This window comes from Enterococcus sp. NPDC086594 (genome assembly GCF_044746145.1).
GTDB classification, from domain to species: domain Bacteria; phylum Bacillota; class Bacilli; order Lactobacillales; family Enterococcaceae; genus Enterococcus_D; species Enterococcus_D entomosocium.
In genome coordinates, this window is the sequence record NZ_JBIVBP010000006.1 from 1 (window position 1) to 18546 (window position 18546).

The 18546-nt window shown below is 43.5% G+C and carries 16 protein-coding genes; 12 read left to right on the forward strand and 4 right to left on the reverse strand.

Annotated features, from left to right (window positions below; all coding sequences use genetic code 11):
* Positions 1 to 613: 613 nt before the first annotated feature.
* Complete coding sequence (locus tag ACIPK1_RS10280; protein ID WP_005227331.1) at positions 614 to 1324, reverse strand: DUF975 family protein; 711 nt, start codon at positions 1322 to 1324, stop codon at positions 614 to 616.
* Between the two features lie 198 nt (positions 1325 to 1522).
* Between ACIPK1_RS10280 and tgt the strand changes: the two genes are divergently transcribed.
* Both tgt and yajC read left to right on the forward strand, forming a co-directional pair.
* Positions 1523 to 2668 carry a tRNA guanosine(34) transglycosylase Tgt gene (gene tgt / locus ACIPK1_RS10285; protein WP_005227333.1) on the forward strand — a complete coding sequence of 382 codons (1146 nt, stop codon included), beginning with the start codon at positions 1523 to 1525 and terminating at the stop codon, positions 2666 to 2668.
* An 82-nt stretch (positions 2669 to 2750) separates the two neighbouring features.
* Positions 2751 to 3092, forward strand: a complete 342-nt coding sequence (gene yajC / locus ACIPK1_RS10290) for a preprotein translocase subunit YajC (RefSeq protein WP_005232170.1) — start codon at positions 2751 to 2753, stop codon at positions 3090 to 3092.
* Positions 3093 to 3223: 131 nt separating this feature from the next.
* Here yajC and ACIPK1_RS10295 read toward each other — a convergent pair whose 3' ends face one another.
* The gene (locus tag ACIPK1_RS10295) at positions 3224 to 3655 is read right to left on the reverse strand and encodes an Hsp20/alpha crystallin family protein (protein ID WP_005227339.1); all 432 of its coding nucleotides are present in this window, start codon (positions 3653 to 3655) and stop codon (positions 3224 to 3226) included.
* A 246-nt stretch (positions 3656 to 3901) separates the two neighbouring features.
* On the opposite strand from ACIPK1_RS10295, the gene ACIPK1_RS10300 reads away from it, so the two are divergent.
* From ACIPK1_RS10300 to adhE, 8 genes are all read left to right on the forward strand, one after another.
* The gene (locus ACIPK1_RS10300) at positions 3902 to 4744 is read left to right on the forward strand and encodes a YitT family protein (protein WP_005227341.1); all 843 of its coding nucleotides are present in this window, start codon (positions 3902 to 3904) and stop codon (positions 4742 to 4744) included.
* 26 nt (positions 4745 to 4770) lie between these two features.
* A complete protein-coding gene (locus ACIPK1_RS10305) occupies positions 4771 to 5499 on the forward strand; it encodes a GntR family transcriptional regulator, LSA1692 subfamily (protein ID WP_142437209.1) in 729 nt (242 codons plus the stop codon).
* 25 nt (positions 5500 to 5524) lie between these two features.
* Positions 5525 to 6826 (forward strand): Sapep family Mn(2+)-dependent dipeptidase, encoded by a 1302-nt coding sequence (locus ACIPK1_RS10310; RefSeq protein ID WP_400450730.1) that lies wholly within the window; start codon positions 5525 to 5527, stop codon positions 6824 to 6826.
* Positions 6827 to 6950: 124 nt separating this feature from the next.
* Positions 6951 to 7898 (forward strand): N(4)-(beta-N-acetylglucosaminyl)-L-asparaginase, encoded by a 948-nt coding sequence (locus tag ACIPK1_RS10315; protein WP_400450733.1) that lies wholly within the window; start codon positions 6951 to 6953, stop codon positions 7896 to 7898.
* A gap of 39 nt (positions 7899 to 7937) precedes the next feature.
* Positions 7938 to 8270, forward strand: coding sequence for a PTS sugar transporter subunit IIB (locus ACIPK1_RS10320; protein ID WP_005227348.1), 333 nt, complete (start codon positions 7938 to 7940; stop codon positions 8268 to 8270).
* 68 nt (positions 8271 to 8338) lie between these two features.
* Positions 8339 to 9694 carry a PTS cellobiose transporter subunit IIC gene (gene celB, locus ACIPK1_RS10325; protein WP_194187899.1) on the forward strand — a complete coding sequence of 452 codons (1356 nt, stop codon included), beginning with the start codon at positions 8339 to 8341 and terminating at the stop codon, positions 9692 to 9694.
* A gap of 17 nt (positions 9695 to 9711) precedes the next feature.
* Positions 9712 to 10230, forward strand: coding sequence for a GrdB-related putative oxidoreductase (locus ACIPK1_RS10330; RefSeq protein WP_400450736.1), 519 nt, complete (start codon positions 9712 to 9714; stop codon positions 10228 to 10230).
* A 383-nt stretch (positions 10231 to 10613) separates the two neighbouring features.
* Positions 10614 to 13205 (forward strand): bifunctional acetaldehyde-CoA/alcohol dehydrogenase, encoded by a 2592-nt coding sequence (adhE, locus tag ACIPK1_RS10335; RefSeq protein WP_010748754.1) that lies wholly within the window; start codon positions 10614 to 10616, stop codon positions 13203 to 13205.
* 243 nt (positions 13206 to 13448) lie between these two features.
* Here the strand turns inward: adhE and ACIPK1_RS10340 are convergent, their stop codons facing one another.
* A complete protein-coding gene (locus ACIPK1_RS10340) occupies positions 13449 to 14981 on the reverse strand; it encodes an alpha-N-arabinofuranosidase (RefSeq protein WP_400450739.1) in 1533 nt (510 codons plus the stop codon).
* A gap of 101 nt (positions 14982 to 15082) precedes the next feature.
* Here ACIPK1_RS10340 and ACIPK1_RS10345 point away from each other — a divergent pair, with 101 nt between their 5' ends.
* Together ACIPK1_RS10345 and ACIPK1_RS10350 are read left to right on the forward strand one after the other, a co-directional pair.
* On the forward strand, positions 15083 to 15850 hold the full coding sequence (locus tag ACIPK1_RS10345) for a helix-turn-helix domain-containing protein (protein WP_087664853.1): 768 nt from the start codon (positions 15083 to 15085) through the stop codon (positions 15848 to 15850).
* Positions 15851 to 15941: 91 nt separating this feature from the next.
* Entirely contained in the window at positions 15942 to 16427 is a 486-nt protein-coding gene (locus tag ACIPK1_RS10350) for a hypothetical protein (protein WP_400450741.1), read from the forward strand.
* 240 nt (positions 16428 to 16667) lie between these two features.
* Here the strand turns inward: ACIPK1_RS10350 and ACIPK1_RS10355 are convergent, their stop codons facing one another.
* Complete coding sequence (locus tag ACIPK1_RS10355; protein ID WP_400450743.1) at positions 16668 to 18503, reverse strand: DUF2264 domain-containing protein; 1836 nt, start codon at positions 18501 to 18503, stop codon at positions 16668 to 16670.
* Positions 18504 to 18546 lie beyond the last annotated feature (43 nt).

An 18546-nucleotide genomic window follows, 5' to 3' on the forward strand; every position in this document is an offset into this window, starting at 1 on the left:
CCTACGGATTTAAATCATTCGAGAACATGAGAATTAGAATCTTTTTGATCAATCAATTAATCAAAGTAAGATAACAAAAAATCTGAGCCAGAATGTGGTTCATTCTGACCCAGATTTGATTTTACGCAACTCATCAGTCCTTATTGACAAAGAGCCAAAATAAACAAAAAAACTGAGCGACGTAAGCGGCTCTTTAAGTTGAATCAATTTCTCAACTTTTAGAACTGCTTTTTTTGTCGCCCAGCTTACTACTAGAGGAAGGTATAAGTGGTGGTCGCTTTTTGTGGTCCATGCAAAGCAATGTTTCTCGAAAATTTGTTTTCATTTACAAACTTACACATGTTTCGTGTATTCCGATACAAAATGAGACGTATCATTTTTCGATATGGAAATGTTCGATCCTTGTTACGTTTTTCTTCTTGTTACTTTACACGTTTGGTACTAGGTGAAACTTGTACGTTCAACAACTTTTAGTAGATTGAGTTTGCGATATTTACGAAAACCACCAACAGAGTTGCTACCTTCCTTACACTTATACTATAACACGAAACGGAAGCGTTTGCAAAAGAAAACGATTCTTTTCTTCAAAAAAAAAGACCGGCGAACCGATCTTTTAAGCAAGTGCTCGTTTAGGCAGATTGTCATAGAATGCTGCTTTGGTTGCACTGATGTATGGCGTCAACCATAAGTAGCCAATTCCTGCTGTCATGATGGCCAAAATGTGCCAGCCGATGAAGCTCAGATCAAGGATGAACAGTTGACCTTTGTAGCCTTTCATTAAATGACGGCTACCTGTGATGCAGCTGAGAAAATCTGGCCGCATGCCCGTTTCTTCATAGGTATCATAAAAGACAAAATATGCTTGAGAATAAGAATAAGCTTTAATGATCCCAGGAATGATAAACAGGAACGTCCACAACGTCGTGAAAATAGTCGACAGAATATAGATGACGATGATCCCTAACACGAAAGCGCCACTGAAGCCGCGAAAGACATCAGAAAAAGGCTGGATCGATTGCTTCTTACCGCGTAAAATGTCAAGGAAAGTCCAAGAGATCCCAGCACCGAATAAGGCAGAAAATAGACCGCTGATCAAACCGCCACCACTGCCGCTGCCACTTCCTCCTGCGGAATTGACTGCGTCAGTGGAACCAAGATCATTAAACATACCGCTTTGATACAATGGAATAACAGCAAGAACGATAATGACGAGTGCGATAGCGATCGAGATCAAAGTCGGTACAATACACATCAAAACACTGTCTTTCCAGCGGCCTCTCAGGATTGCTTTTGCTTCTGCTTTTAGTTCTCTATTTGATTTCATTTCAAAAAACCTCCCTTCAATATAAATAACATGATAGCAAACTTTCGCTAAATCTTCAAAAAAAAGTAATAGATGTTTCGCATAACTAGGAGAAAATACTCTTAGTTTCTTTAAACTTCCTTGCAAAATGTAAGGGCAACCCTTATCATAGATAGCGTTGCACAGTTAATTGAGTTTAGAGAGAAAGTAGGGAAATGAATGACGGAACCAGCCATTCGTTATCGTCTGATAAAGAAAGAAAAGCATACCGGTGCCCGTTTAGGCGAACTGATCACGCCTCACGGAACCTTTCCAACGCCAATGTTCATGCCAGTCGGCACATTAGCAACGGTTAAAACCCTTGCCCCTGAAGAGTTGAAAGAAATGGGTGCAGGCGTCATTTTAAGCAATACCTATCACTTGTGGTTGCGTCCAGGAGAAGACATTGTTGCAGAAGCAGGCGGCTTACATAAATTTATGAATTGGGATCAACCGATCTTAACAGATTCAGGTGGTTTCCAAGTCTTTTCATTAGCCGAAATGCGCAACATCGTCGAAGAAGGTGTCCATTTCAAAAACCATTTGAATGGGTCGAAAATGTTTTTATCTCCTGAAAAAGCGATTGATATCCAAAACAAATTAGGATCAGATATCATGATGAGTTTTGATGAGTGTCCGCCATTTGATGAAAGCTATGACTACGTCAAAAAATCGGTGGAACGGACGTCTCGCTGGGCAGAACGTGGCTTGAAAGCTCATGCCAATCCAGATCGTCAAGGCTTGTTTGGGATCATTCAAGGTGCAGGCTTTGAAGACTTGCGCAAGCAAAGTGCCCAAGACTTGATTAGTATGGACTTCCCAGGGTATTCTATCGGCGGCCTGTCAGTTGGCGAACCAAAAGCGGAAATGAATCGCGTGTTGGAATTTACGACCCCTTGGATTCCAGAAAATAAACCACGTTACCTAATGGGCGTTGGGGCAGCCGACTCCTTGATCGATGGCGTGATTCGCGGTGTCGATATGTTCGACTGCGTTTTACCAACACGGATCGCAAGAAACGGTACCTGTATGACTTCAAAAGGTCGTTTAGTCGTGAAAAATGCGCAATATGCCCGTGACTTTCGACCAATTGACGAGAAGTGTGATTGCTATACATGTAAAAACTATTCTCGTGCGTACATCCGCCACTTGATCAAATGTGATGAAACCTTTGGTATGCGTTTGACGTCTTACCACAATGTCTACTTCTTATTGAATCTGATGAAAAATGTCCGTCAAGCCATCATGGACGACAACTTGTTGGAGTTCCGTGAGCATTTTATTGAAGAGTATGGGTTCAACAAGGAAAATGCGAGGAATTTCTAACATTCTCTACTAAAATGGTGGGAATAATAGAGGAATTCTGATAAAGTATCTTATAGAAAGAAAATAAATCGAGGTGAAAAAAATGGCACAATCTTTACCAATGCTCTTTATGCTGGTTGCTTTAGTGGCAATGTGGTTCTTTATGAGTCGTTCACAAAAGAAACAACAGCAAGAGCGTAAAAATCTTTTAGAAAATATGAAAGCTGGCGATGAAGTCGTAACCATCGGCGGACTCCACGGCGTTCTTTCTGAAGTCAACACAGAAAAAAGCACCGTGATCATCGACTGTGAAGGAATTTTCTTAGAGTTTGATCGTTCAGCGATCCGCACAGTGAAACCTGGAACTGTTGCATCCGTTGAGACACAAATCGAACCAGCTGATGTCGAAGACGCAACGAGCATCCAAGACGAAACCAAAGAATAAGCACAAACGCACCGTCGCTTTCTCAGAAGCGATGGTGCGTTTTTTTAGTAGTCGGACAGTTTCTAAAATAAAACAAGCACCGCAGCAAAACAGAGATCGCTCGTTTTGCTGCAGTGTTTTGTTTGCCTTGGTTACTCGATCGGAATCAGTTTCTTTGACGCTTGTTTGCCTTGGTCTTTTGGCAACGTCAATTTCAAAATTCCTTCAGCGTAAGAGGCTTTGATTTCATCCTCTTTGACGTTTTCTAACAGGTATTGTCGCCGAACGCTTGTCAAGCTGCGCTCGCTGCGAACCAGACGTCCTTTTTCATCTTCGGTCGCATGATCCGTCTGGTGTTGTCCCGTAATCGTTAAAACCCCATTCTCATAGGTTACTTGAATATTTTCCTTAGGGATGCCAGGCAGTTCTGCTTCAACGAGAAATTCCTTGTCATTCTCGTGAATATCGGTTTTGATCAGGTTCGATGGAAACCCATCAAAAAAACTGCGGCCAAAATCTTCAAAGAAATCAAAAGGTGTCATACTGTATGAATCTGAGCGGCGTGGCACAATCTCATGTGTCATAAGAATCATCCTTTCTTTATTCTTTTGTTTTTACACTTTTTATTTTATTCATTTTTTAGCGAATTTCAAGTGATTTACTCGCTTTAAAAAAATCTTAAAAACCTTTGATACCAACGTTTTACTCCTTGATTTTGGCGTTTTTTTACATTGCTTTGTTTCCATTTCCGCCTTCATTTCTCCTGCTTTTTTCGCGTGACAGTATATACTTAATGATATATACTAAAAGCGAAGTGGAGGAGGAAAAACATGGCACGTTATAGAAAACGAATGCTTGTTGCTTTGATCTATGCATTGTTGTCGTCGATTGCTTTAAATCTCTTTTGGCTGCCGGGAAATATTTATGCGAGTGGGATCACTGGTTTGTCGCAATTGTTGTCGCAGCTTTTAGACGAGCAGTTGAATCTGCAGCTTTCGATCCCGCTTTTGGTGCTTTTTTTTAATGCGCCATTGTTAGCGGTTGCTTGGGTCAAAATCGATCGAGAATTTACCATCATGACGGTTTGTACCGTCGTCCTGTCTTCTGTTATGATGAAGGTGGTACCGGTCATTGCTTTAACGACCGATCCGGTGATCTGTGCCGTGTTCGGCGGATTGCTGCACGGGGTGTCGGTGGGCTTGACATTGAACGACGATTTTTCAACGGGTGGGCTTGATATTTTAGGGATTTTAGTGAAAAAAGCCACTGGTAGAAGTATCGGCAGTTTCTTTATCGGCTTCAATGTCAGTTTGCAGCTAGCAGCCGGGCTGATCTTTGGCTGGCCCTATGCTTTTTATAGTGCCATTTCCTTCTTCATCAGTGGGCGGATGGTCGACTACGTCAACCTGAAGCAGCGGCGTGTGCAGCTGCTGGTCGTTACAGAAAAAGCAGAACCCGTCATTACGACGCTGCAATGTGCCTTGCAGCGAGGCATCACGGTCATCAACGATGTCGAAGGTGGATTTGATCATCAACAGAAAAAACTATTATTACTTGTCATTTCCCATAGAGAACTCAAGACCGTCGAAGGCATGATCCAAGGAATCGATGAACAAGCGTTTGTCAGTGTTTCTTCTGGCGTCAGTGCCAATCGATCGTTTTATGAATGGTAGCAAAGTGAAAGAAAGTAGGAGAGACGTTGAAAAAACAAGCAGTATTTCAAGAAGTTGCCCAGCAGATTGCGCAACGGGTTCATGAAGGTACGTACGTGACGAGCCAAAAACTTCCTTCCGATTATGATTTAGCAGAGGAATTTCAGTGCAGCCGTTTAACGGTGCGCAAAGCCATCGATTTATTGATTGCCCAGAATTTGTTAGTGAAAGAAAAAGGCAAAGGAACCTATGTCATGAAACAGCCCAAGATCCAAAGCGGCTCTGGCGGCCTTCAAAGTTTTACTGAAACTGCAAAGGTCCAAGGGAAAAAGACCCGTACGGAAGTTCTGCATATCGAAACCGTCAAAGAGCTCCCGATAGAGATTGGTCAGTTGTTTGGTGATTACGCCAAGGAACCGATCGTTTATTTGGTGCGCTTGCGTTACTTTGATGATGAGCCGATGACGGTGGAAAATCTTTACGTACTGAAACGCTATCTGCAAGAAGACACCGCAGAACTCACGAAAGCTCAATTAGAGTCGTCTTTATATCAAGTCATTGAAGCCAACATCGAGATTGGTTATTCCCATCAAGAGGTGGAAGCTGTGAAAAGTCCTGCCGATATTGCGAAACTTTTACAGGTGCCTCAAGAGGAACCGATGCTTTTGGTCCATTCGATGACCTATTCCGCATCAGCCAAACCGATCTTATACGATACATCCTATTACCGAGCAGACAAATATACCTTCAAAAATACATTAGTGCGTCAAAAATAAAATCAATCCTTTAGAGGTGAAGACAATGGATCCACTCACAGCAAGTATTGAAGCCAATTGGCCAGAATTTCTCACGCTTTTGGACGAAGTGATGCAGATCGCAAGCGTCAAAGGTGAGCCGGGGCCCCATGCGCCTTATGGCAAGGGACCACGAGAAGTGTTAGCATACATCATGGAAAAAAGCGCAGTATACGGGTTTCAAACAACGGTCATTGATGATGCGATCGGCTATGCCCATTGGGGACCAACGGATACCGACTATATCGGTGTGTTAGGACACTTGGATGTCGTCCCGGCAGGTTCTGGCTGGAGCTACCCACCGTTTGCACTAACTGAAAAGGACGGCAACTTTTATGGCCGAGGGATCTTAGACAACAAAGGCCCGATCATCAGCTGTTTGTTTGCCATGAAATTGTTGAAAGACCTTGGGCATCAACCGCAATTACCGCTGCGGATCATTTTCGGTACAGATGAAGAAAGCGGCATGTCGGATATCCCGCATTATCTAGCGGTTGAGCAGCCACCGCGTTTTGGTTTTACGCCAGACTGCAAGTATCCAGTAGTTTACGGCGAACGAGGTGTCGTCAATGTGCAACTTGATTTTCCATTGCCCGCCCAAGAACAGCAGCTGTTAGCGGCGTTTTCTGGCGATCAATTCCGCGATCATGTGCCAGACCACCTATCGGTAACCATAGGCAGCCAGACCTTTGAAGCACTAGGCAAACGCTCCCCTAGCAATGCCCCTGAGCTAGGGGACAACGCCATTACAAAACTTGCGCAGCAAGCAGCACCGCAACTAGCGGCGACACCGTCCGTGCAAGCAGCTTTGCAGTGGATCACCCAAAGTTTTCACCAGCAGCACTATGGCGAAGGCATTGATTTGATACTAGAAGATGCCGACTCAGGAAAATTGATCTTGACCCCTGTGGTTCTCCAAAAGTCTGCCAGTGGACTAGCGTTAGAAGTGGCCTTTCGCTATCCGGTATCCGTAACGGAGGAACAAGTGCTTGCTGGGGTGCAAGAGGCATTGCCAGAAGGGGCAAGCCTTACGATCCTTCGCAGCATTCCGGGGTTCTGCCGATCAAAAGATACCCCCGAAATCCAAACGCTATCGACGATCTATCACCAAGTAACGGGCAATGATCCAACCCCCGTGACCACTACAGGAGCAACCTACGCCCGCAAAATGCCAAACATCCTTGCTTTTGGTCCGTCTTTTCCAGGGCAAAAAGGGATCGCTCATAACCAAGATGAGTACATGGCGGTTGCCGATCTGCGGATGAATCTTGAAATTTATTTGCGCAGTTTACAAGCACTGACAAAATAAGCGAAGACACGAACGAAGAAGAGTTTTTCCATTTTTTTTGAGAAACTCTTTTTTCAGTATAGACATAGTAGTATATACCGTATAGAATATACTTGAAAGCGCTATGAAAAATGGAGGGATATTTATGTGGGGAATGATTGCTACATGGCGGATGGCACACGATGGCGTGCTCGCTGCTAAATCAATATTAGAACAACAAGGCTCCTGCCAAGATGCAGTAGAAACAGCCATTAAAGCAGTGGAAGATTATCCATTTTATAAATCGGTGGGGTATGGCGGGCTGCCCAACGAAGAAGGCGTGTTGGAAATGGACGCTGCCTTCATGGATGGTGATACCTTCAAAATTGGTGCCGTCGCTGGGATCGTCGATGTGGAAAATCCTATTTCCGTGGCACGCCGCCTAAGTGAGGAAAAATTCAATAGTTTTCGAATCGGCCAAGGAGCGGTCGCTTATGCGCTTGCCGAAGGATTCCAGCCCAAAGAGATGCTGACACCGCGAGCCAAAACCATTTGGGAAAAGCGCAAAGCAGAGATCGCAGCCAACAACCTCAATCCCTATGACGGTCACGATACAGTGGGAGTAGTTGCGCTAGATGAACACCAAAGCATGGCAGCAGGAACCTCTAGTTCTGGTTTATTTATGAAAAAAAGCGGTCGTGTCGGCGATTCACCGTTATCTGGTTCTGGTTTTTATGTGGATAGTGAAATCGGCGGTGCCGCCGCCACAGGGTTAGGGGAAGACTTGATGAAAGGCTGCCTTTCCTACGAGATCGTCCGTTTGATGGGAGAAGGGCTAGCACCGCAAGAAGCATGTGATCAAGCCGTTTACGACTTTGAAGCGCGATTGAAGAAGCGCTACGGCAAAGCCGGCGCCTTCTCGCTGATCGCCTTAGATAAACAGGGGCGCTGGGGCGTGGCAACCAATGTAGAATTTACCTTTAGTGTCGCAACCACCAATCAAGCGCCAGCTATTTTTATGGCAACGCCAGGACCTGAGCAGACAACCGTGATCGAACCCATCACGCAAGAATGGTTGGAGGCTTATGAAAAACGAATCAAAGCGCCGGTCTAACAACCGCGATTGAGAAAAACAAACATTGGAGGAATGGATATGGCAACGAAAAAAATCTATTTGTTTTGTGAAGCTGGAATGTCAACGAGTATCATGGTCAATAAAATGATGGAAGTCGTCAAAAAGCACAACATGCCTTTGACGATCGAAGCATTCCCTGCGATCCACGCAGAAGAAAAAGTCGAACAAGAAAAACCAGTCGCTATTTTGTTAGGTCCACAAGTACGACACTTAGATAGCAAAATGAAAGCAACTTTCGAGCCAATGGGGATTCCAGTCGGCACGATCGCGACAGAAGCATACGGCATGATGGATGGCGAACGAGCATTGAAAGATGCCTTGAGCTTGATCAAAAAAGCCAAAGCAAAGTAATAAAAGTGTTGGAGTAACAGGGGACTACGTGTTATCTGCCAGATAGCACGCAGATGGGAGGAAGAAAAATGCAGAAATTTTTAAACTGGTTAGAAAAAGTGTTAACACCGATGGCAAAGACGATTGGTGAAAACAAATACTTGATTGCGATTCGCGATGGTTTCTTATTATCCACACCGTTGTTGATCGTGGGTTCACTCTTTTTAGTCTTGACCAATTTTCCGATTCCAAATTGGAACGAGATGATGAGCGGTTTGCTGGGAGACAACTGGGCAACGATGTTGAATATGCCAGCAACAGCCAGCTTTGACATTATGACGATTTTAGCCGTTGGTGGGATCGGGTATAGTTTGGCAAAACAGTTTAAAGTTGATGCCATGCAAGCAGCCATTATTTCACTCGTTTCTTTTTTTATCGTGACACCATTTACGACCGTTTTCACACCAGAAGGCTCTACGGAAGTGTATGAAGTTGGCAGCCTGCCATTACGGTGGATGGGTTCCAGCGGTTTGTTCTTAGGGATGGTCGTTGCCTTGATTTCCACCAGAATGTTCGTTGCGTTATTACGCAAAGGGTGGACGATCAAAATGCCTGACGGTGTTCCCCCAACCGTGGTGAAATCCTTTGAGGCATTGATTCCTAGTTTTGTGATCGTGACGGTTTTTATGATCGCCAACTGGTTAGCCAACTTGACGTCTTATGGCAATCTCCAAGAGATCCTCTTTAAGTTCTTACAGACACCGTTGTTAAGTTTAGGAAATACTTTAGGTGCCATGATCATAGCTTACCTATTTTTGCATTTTTTCTGGTTCTTTGGGATCAATGGTTCCAGTGTGGTCGGTGCCGTCTTCAACCCTATCTTACGGGCATTATCTATTGAAAACTTAGATGCTTTCAAGAATGGCGCAGAAATTCCTAACATCATCACCGGTCAATTTCAAGACATGTTCGCGACCTTTGGCGGGGGCGGTTCGACATTATCTTTGATTTTAGTCATGATCTTAGTCTGTAAAAGCCAAAGGGTCAAAAAACTATCACAGTTATCGTTAATCCCAGGTATTTTCGGGATCAATGAACCAATCATCTTTGGGTTACCAATCGTCTTGAATCCAGTTCTGCTGATTCCTTTTGCTTTAGTGCCAACGATCAATATTATTATCTCTTACTTCTGTATGGATCTTGGGTTAGTCAACTATACCAATGGAATTCAGCTGCCATGGACCACGCCACCGATTATTTCTGGTTTCTTAGTCAGTGGTTGGCAAGCGGCCGTGTTACAAGTCTTGTTGATCCTCTTAGGAATGGCTATTTATTACCCGTTTATCAAAGTCTTAGATAATCAATATCTAAAAGAAGAAGCGGATGCCGTTGAACAAGAAGAAGAGGAAATCAATTTTGATGATTTCGATTTTGATGATCTGTAAGAAAAGAGGCACCGCTCATGAAAAAAATAATTTTGATTCTCAATCATGTCACTGCAGGGATGGGAAGTGATGAAAATGCTCAGTTGCCGCCAAGCGGCAAAAAAGCTGCCCTTGGTCCAGGTCGAACCTTGAATCCACTTTTTCAAGAGCAAGACGCACAAATCGTTGCAACGCTTTATTGTGGTGACCAATATTATCACGAGCATCAAGAAGAAGTGAATAAAAAATTTGTGGGGTTTGCTAAAAAATTTGACGCCGATGCCGTTCTTTGCGGACCTGCGATGCATTATCCTAATTTTGGCGAAATGGCAGCAGGATTGACGAAAGTATTCAATGCACAAGGAATTCCAGGGGCTGCAGCGATGTCAGAGGAAAACCCAGCAGTGGCAATCTATGCCAAAGATATCTATATCTTGAAGATGCCGAAAAAAGGCGGAATCGGATTGAATGATTCCTACAAAAAGATGGCGCACGTTGTTTCCCAGCTTGCCCACGGGAAGCCTCTAACAGAAGTAGACAAAGAGGATTTGTTTTAAAGAGAAAGACGATCAGCGATGGCTGGTCGTTTTTTTGTCCTCAATAGACACTAATAGCCATTGAAAGAAGGGCAGAATACTAGAGGGAGTATACGGCAATCTTAGATAAAATAGTAGAAGGAAGAGTGATTTTTTTCAAAAGTGAACAAAAAATTTTTTTAACCTATTGTTCAACTTAGCACATGACATTTTTCTTAATGAAAACCGAAACTTTTGTCCACTTCTTTTCCTTAAAAGTTCTTGAAAACGCTTAATTTAAAGGGAGTTTAATAAAACTGTGAAAAAAATCACAAAAACTATTTACAAACGAAAAAAGATGTTGTATGATCTGTATGTGAAGTAGTTAACAAACAAAACATGTTTAAAAACTAGGAGGACATACAATGGCTAAGACATTGGAAAAAGAAGTGACAATCGACGTACAAGCAATGATCGACGATTTAGCAACGAAGGCAAATGTGGCGTTAAAAGAAATGGAAAGCTTTGATCAAGAAAAAGTGGACCACATTGTTCATGAAATGGCAATGGCAGCGTTAGACAAACACATGCCTTTAGCTAAAATGGCAGTAGAAGAAACTGGCCGTGGTATCTATGAAGATAAAGCGATCAAAAACATGTACGCTTCAGAATATATTTGGAACAGTATCAAACATGACAAAACAGTCGGCGTGATCAATGAAGACAAACAAAAAGGCTTGATCGAAATCGCTGAACCAGTTGGTGTCGTTTGTGGGGTAACACCAACAACCAACCCAACATCTACAACGATCTTTAAAGCAATGATCGCTTTGAAAACACGTAACCCGATCGTTTTTGCTTTCCACCCATCTGCACAAAAATGTTCAGCAGAAGCTGCACGTATCGTTCGTGATGCGGCCATCGCTGCTGGGGCACCTGAAAACTGTGTGCAATGGATCGAACATCCATCAATCGAAGCGACTGGCTTATTGATGAACCACCCAGGAATTGCGATCGTATTAGCAACTGGTGGCGCTGGCATGGTCAAAGCAGCATACTCAACTGGTAAACCTGCATTAGGTGTTGGACCAGGGAACGTACCTGCCTATATCGAAAAAACAGCGAAAGTGAAACGAGCAGTCAATGACTTGATCGTGTCAAAAACTTTTGATAACGGAATGATCTGTGCCTCTGAACAAGCAGTGATCGTTGATAAAGAAGTCTATGCCTCTGTGAAAGCAGAATTTGAAGCACATCAAGTATATGTTGTAAAAGCAAAAGAATTACAAAAACTTGAAGATGCCGTGATGAACGAAGGGAAATATGCCGTAAATCCAGCAATCGTTGGTCATTCAGCAATGGAAATCGCGAAATTAGCAGGCATCAACGTACCAGAAGGAACAAAATTATTGATCGCTGAACTTGACGGTGTCGGTGCTGATTACCCACTATCAAGAGAAAAACTTTCTCCAGTTTTAGCAATGATCAAAGCAAACAACACAGAAGACGCGTTCGAAAAATGTGAAGCAATGCTTGATTTAGGCGGACTAGGACATACAGCGGTGATCCACACTGAAAACGAAGACTTGCAATTAGCCTTCGGCCTACGCATGAAAGCTTGCCGTATCTTAGTTAACACACCATCTGCAGAAGGTGGTATCGGAAATATCTACAACGAAATGATTCCATCATTGACACTTGGTTGTGGTTCATACGGGAAAAACTCTGTATCACGAAATGTTTCTGCTGTGAACTTGATCAACGTGAAAACTGTAGCGAAACGGAGAAATAATATGCAATGGTTTAAATTGCCACCAAAAATCTTCTTTGAAAAGAACTCTCTAATGTACTTGGAGAAAATGGAAAACGTTGAACGTGTCATGATCGTTTGTGACCCTGGTATGGTTCAATTCGGCTATTGCGATACGGTTCGTGAAGTACTTGCTCGTCGTAAAAATGACGTGAAAATCGAAGTCTTCTCTGACGTAGAACCAAACCCATCAACAAACACCGTTTACGCTGGAACAAAAATGATGGTTGATTTCAAACCAGATACAGTGATCGCCCTTGGTGGTGGATCAGCAATGGATGCTGCCAAAGGCATGTGGATGTTCTATGAGCACCCAGATACTTCATTCTTCGGCGCGAAACAAAAATTCTTAGATATCCGTAAACGGACATACAAGATCGACAAACCAGAAAAAACGCAATTCGTTTGTATCCCAACAACGTCTGGTACTGGTTCTGAAGTAACACCATTTGCGGTTATCACTGACAGTGAAACACACGTGAAGTACCCATTAGCTGATTACGCATTGACACCAGATGTAGCAATCGTTGACCCTCAATTCGTAATGTCAGTACCTGCGTCTGTTACAGCAGACACTGGAATGGACGTTTTGACTCATGCGATCGAATCTTATGTGTCAGTAATGGCATCTGATTACACTCGTGGATTGAGCTTACAAGCAATCAAGTTAGTCTTTGACTACTTAGAAAAATCAGTGAAAACACCTGATATGGAATCTCGCGAAAAAATGCATAATGCCTCAACAATGGCAGGTATGGCCTTCGCCAATGCATTCCTAGGTATTTGTCACTCTGTAGCTCACAAAATCGGTGGTGAATATGGTATTCCTCACGGACGTACAAATGCGATTCTTTTACCGCACATCATCCGTTACAATGCCAAAGACCCACAAAAACATGCAATGTTCCCTAAATATGACTTCTTCCGTGCTGATACAGATTACGCAGACATTGCGAAATTCTTAGGCCTTAAAGGCAAAACAACGGCTGAATTGGTTGAAGCATTGGCAACAGCTGTTTACGAATTAGGACAATCTGTTGGTATCGACATGAGCTTGAAAGCGCAAGGCGTCACTCAACAAACACTAGATACAACAGTTGATCGCATGGCTGAATTGGCTTACGAAGACCAATGTACAACAGCAAATCCAAAAGAACCACTAATCTCTGAATTGAAACAAATCATCGTTGATGCCTATAACGGCTAAACAATGAATCAAGAACACCCTGCGGTATCTTAGCTGCCGCAGGGTGTTCTTTTGTCGTCTCTTTTTTTGGAAAACAAGCTGGCAGTTGCCGCCTTTTTGCCCAGATCAGTTAAGAATGCGAAAAATAGCAAGTGAACAGGGGGGATCATAAAAAAGGAGTGGATTTCTCCACTCCGTAAAAGTCTCGTTTTTTCAGGATGTCACCAAGGCTGCTGCTTTTTTTTGCTAAAACAGATACGCTCGTTACTTGCTGCCGTTTTTCTTCAAGCGTAGCATCTGGAAGCTTTGTTTTTCCAAGACGACACGCAAAATGCCGTCATTCAATTCCGCTGTTTTTCCATTGACGGGCACAACGTTGTTCGGGGTTGCTTCGGTATTGACAGCATGCAAGTCTGGGTGGTGCAAGACTTGATGGGTAGCGATTTGCAATGAATCATATTGACGCAAGTCGCAAGTGAATTCGTTGGTATCCTGCAAATCCTTATTCACCAAGAAAAAGGTCAAATAGTCATCTTCGTTTTCGATCGCAATGGCATCCACATAAGAAGCTTTTCCGTGGCTGCTATCGAAATCAGCTCCTCGAAGGATGCTATGCAACACGTGACCGCGACCATAGTTGCTGATCATTTCATAGGGATAAAAAATCGTTTGTTTCCAAGCGGCAGTATCGGAAGTCATGATCGGTGCGATCACGTTGACCAGCTGTGCCATGCAGGCGATTTTAACGCGATCTGCGTGATGAAGCATCGTGATCATCATGCTTGCGACGAGTAACGCATCTTCAAAGTGATAGACGTCTTCTAATTGTGGTGGGTGTTGACTCCAAGGTTCAATTTTTTGATCCTGTTCATTTGAGTGATACCAGACGTTCCATTCGTCGAAGGAAATATTGATCGTCTTCTTGCTTCGGCGTTTGGCTTTCACCGCATCACAGATCGCTGCGACTTGACTGATGAACTGATCCATTGCGACATTGCTTGCTAGATAATCTTGGCTATCGCCGTTACGGTTGCCATAATATTGGTGCATGGAAATGTAGTCGACTTGGTCGTAACAATGACTTAATACTGTATCTTCCCACATGCCAAAGGTCGGCATCGTGAGAGAAGAACTACCACAAGCAACGGTTTCTATCGTTGGGTCCACCAGACGCATCGCTTTGCCAGCTTCTTCTGCGAGACGGCCGTATTCATCGGCTGTCTTATGTCCTTCTTGCCAAGGGCCGTCCATTTCATTGCCTAGACACCAAAGTTTGATGTCATGAGGATCGGCCACCCCATGGGTACGACGGAGATCACTATAATAGCTGCCGCCTTTTAAATTGGTGTATTCAATCAAGTTTTTCGCTGCTTCGATTCCTCGTGTCCCAAGATTGATCGCCATCATCGGTGCCGTATTGACTTCTTTGGTCCAATCCATAAATTCGTTTAAGCCAAACTGATTGCTTTCGATTACCCGCCAGGCCAAATCGATTTTTGCTGGCCGTTGCTCTTTAGGGCCGACGCTATCTTCCCATTTATACCCAGAGACGAAGTTGCCTCCTGGGTAACGGACGATCGGCACATTCAACTGCTTGATCAAGGCAGCGACATCTTGACGAAAGCCTTGCTCATTGGCAAAAGGACTTTCTGGTTGATAGATCCCTTCGTACACACAGCGCCCTAAGTGCTCCACAAAAGAGCCGTAGATCCGTTCGTCGACTGGTGCCAAAATAAAGTGTTTGTCTAAATACATCGTAGTTTTCTTCAATTTTGCAACCCCTTTCTTTTCTTTCATTGTAGCGATAGTCCATGAAAATAAACACTACATTCTGTCTTATTCTATTGACGGTTTGTCCGTTTTCTTTATACTAAAGGCAAGTAGGAAGGAGTGAGAAGTTGAACGTAACCTATTCAGGATTTCAAATGCACAATGCTGTTTCCGATCATATTTATCGACCCTCTGGCTTAAAGCATTATCTTTTCGTGTTGACTTTGTCTCCAATGGTTTTCACTTTTGAAGATGGTCATCAAGAAACTAGTGAAAAAGGTAGCTGCATTCTTTTTCCTCCAACCGTCTATCAAAATTATCGTGGCAAAGAAGATTTTTTTAATAGCTTTGTTGAGTTTCAAACGGATCAGGTGATCGAAGAAACCTATGCGATCCCTTGCAACCAATTGTTCCAGCCGAAAAATATTCAACAAATCAACAAATTGATCCAAAAGATCAATCATGAATCCTTGTTGCCACAACGGCACACGGAAGAATTGATTGCGGCGTATATGACAAATCTATTGGTCTTACTTGAACGCAATTTTGAAGAAAGCATCCCGCAACCACAAAATGAACACTATCAACTGTTTCAAGCGATGCGGTTGAAAATGTTAGTCAATTGCGAACAGCAATGGGATTTTTACCAGTTTAGCCGAGAGCTTTCCATCGGTAAAAGCCAATTCTACAAGCTCTATCAACAGTTTTTTCATACCACGCCCAAAGAAGATTTATTGCAAGCTCGGTTTCAAAAGTTTTTTTATCTACGCAGCAACGAAACACTAACGATTCGAGAGGCGGCGTTTCAATCTGGGTTCCAAAACATCAACCATTTTAATCGGCTCTTTGCGAAGCGCTATGGCTGTGCACCCACAAAGTACCAACAGGAGCAATAGTCAGGGGTGATTGGTAAAAACGCAGAAAAAAGTCCGACGAATTCTTGACGGATGAAAGAGAAAACGGGACAATGTCATTAGGAGGTGGCATATGGATATAGAAATGATCGTAAGCGAACTTTCTAAACGTTCAAGTGAATTGGAAGCGCTACAAAGAAAATTGAGTCAAAGCCAATTAATGAATAATGAAGCGGCACAAACGTTCATTTTTGACTTAAAGGATTATTTAGATAGCTTAAAGCTCGTAACAGATTTAGTACCGTCAGCGGCAACGACCGCAGTAGAAGTTGACCAGTTGTCGTACGTCTTAGGTGAACAAAATCAAAGCATCCAACAGCTGCTGGTTATTTTGGAAGAAGCCGAAGCAAACGACGACCAGCGCTTTTTTGGCAAAAGTGCAGGAGAAGTGCGGCGGATGATTGGCAGTCTGTCTGGGATCCTGGAACTAAACGGTCTGTTGCTACAAGACAATCGGGGCTTTCAGCAAGTCGTGAAGGAGACTGGACCGCTTCAGGTGACTGAAACAAAGGAAGTCTCTGAGAAAAAAGCGTTTCTCCAAAAGCTTTTCGGGAAATAAGCACTGATCGTCAATCAAAACATGAATCACTTGTACCAAAAAAACGGCGCTTCACAATGTGTGAAGAACCGTTTTGTGGTACAAGTATTTTTTTGCTCTTTGCCAATAGAGACGGAGAGATCAGAAGGTACCGACGCTGAAACGTTAGAAATCGAACTTCTGGGGGGGCATTCTTCAATCCCGTAAATCAGAAAGGTGTTTTCGGTAGCTTTTCTACTAGCATTTGCCAATCATTTTTTGCTAGTAGTTAAGCTGAATAGTTTTTCTCTGATCCCCTTTGCTCATTGTTATTTTGTCCGCTGTGATAGTGACATCAAAGGGTGGGATCTGATCAGAAAAGGCATTGCCTAAACACGCAACGAGCCATTCCTGTTGTCCGGCGAGAACGGTTTTGCTTACTTGAGGGATGACTGTTCGACTATAAAGTAGATTCGTGTTGGGTTCTGGCATCAAGAGGGTACCCTCTTGATGCGTCGCGAAGGTTTTGATACCAACACAGCCAACCGAGCTTTGATAAAAGGTGCCTTCTTTGCTAGAAAACGCAGTACCATCAGCCGGTGCTGCAAAGCTGCCATTGACCAGTTGCAACCTTCGATCCGTTTGAATCCGATGGTAACGCAGATGCCAAGGATACATCGGAATCACAAAGGTTTCGATGATGACCTGTTCGTAGGGACGCCAGCGACTATAGACGTAGTCATCTTCAATCGCAAAGGCTTCATAACCAAAAGCCGTTTTAAAATCCGTCTGCCCTTCTGAGATCGCCAATGTATTATCATAAGCACCTTGTTTCAATAAAACGGTTGCTTTCGGTACGCTAAACCCAAACGTTGTCGAATAGACAAACTTTTCGTATTTGGCATTGCCGTGAGCATGTTCGTGGGAATGCTGCCCCGCCGTGAAAGCTTGCAATTCTGTGCCTTCTTGGTTATGCACCAAGAGCATCCGACTATGAAGATTGCGCACCTGTGTGGCAAAGGTTGGCACCTGCTCCTCAAGCGTCCAAAATTCAGCATCCGCTGGGATTGCCAATACACAGAAATTTTTGAAAGCCCAATAAGGCGATCCTGGTGCGTTATAGCCTTCAGCCATATTTAGGTTGGGGTAGGCATAGCCAATACTTAAAAAGCCTTCTTGCGTAAAGATTGGTTGGCGAAACCAGTAACGCATGTTTTGTAACAGTAAATATTTTCCTTCGTTTTTGGTGAAACCCTCATATTCTATATCGGCGAAAGCCCCGACGGCAAAGAAACTTGATTGCGCAAACCGATACGTTAGACTACGACCAAAAGGCAATGCCGCACCGGTTTTCGTGAACCACTGTTTAAAGGAATGAGCGAACGTAGTGGCTCTTTGACGGTAGCTAAACTGATACAGGCATTGGGAACGACAGGTAAGAACACTGTAAAGGAGTCCGTAGTATTGCATCCCAAAAGGAATATAATAGTCGATTTGGTTTTCATAGCCATCAAAATACCAGCCGTCTGCTAAGTAATACCTCTCGATCTCTTCTTGATCAGCCAAAAGGGTGGTTTCTACAAAAGGCAATGCCGCCATTTCAAAGAAGGTATTGACTAAAATCCGAAAGAAGAGCCAATTGGTTTTAGGGATCGTGTGCTGATTGATCTGATTGAGCCAATCAAAGAGATTCGTTTGCTCTCTTGGTGTGAGGCGATCCCAAAAGACGGGTTTGGTAAAAATCAAATAGCTAGCAAGGGCACCCATTTCCACAAACAATTGGTCGTAGTCATGCAGTTTTCCCCAGTACTCCTGAGAGGTCGGGGTGGTGCCTGCAACGATCCCGGCATTGGCTTGTTGAAAAAGTTTTGGGTAACGAAGACACGCTTCTTCTTGGCTGAACAATGGGCCCAATCCCCAGAGTGTCCGTAAAAAGCCTTCGATGTCACCCTTTTCCTGAGTGTACACCGCTCCTGAATTTCCTAGGCGGACCCTCCCGGGAGTTCCTTGTTGTGCCATACATTCGTATACGGGAGTGACCAGATCAACTAGGGCCTCTTCAAGATCGGTTTTGGTTCGAAGAGGGTTCTTACTTAATGCTTCTTGAAAGTTTCTCATGCAAACAGCTCCTTTTAGTTGTTATTTTACTTTATTTAGTAAA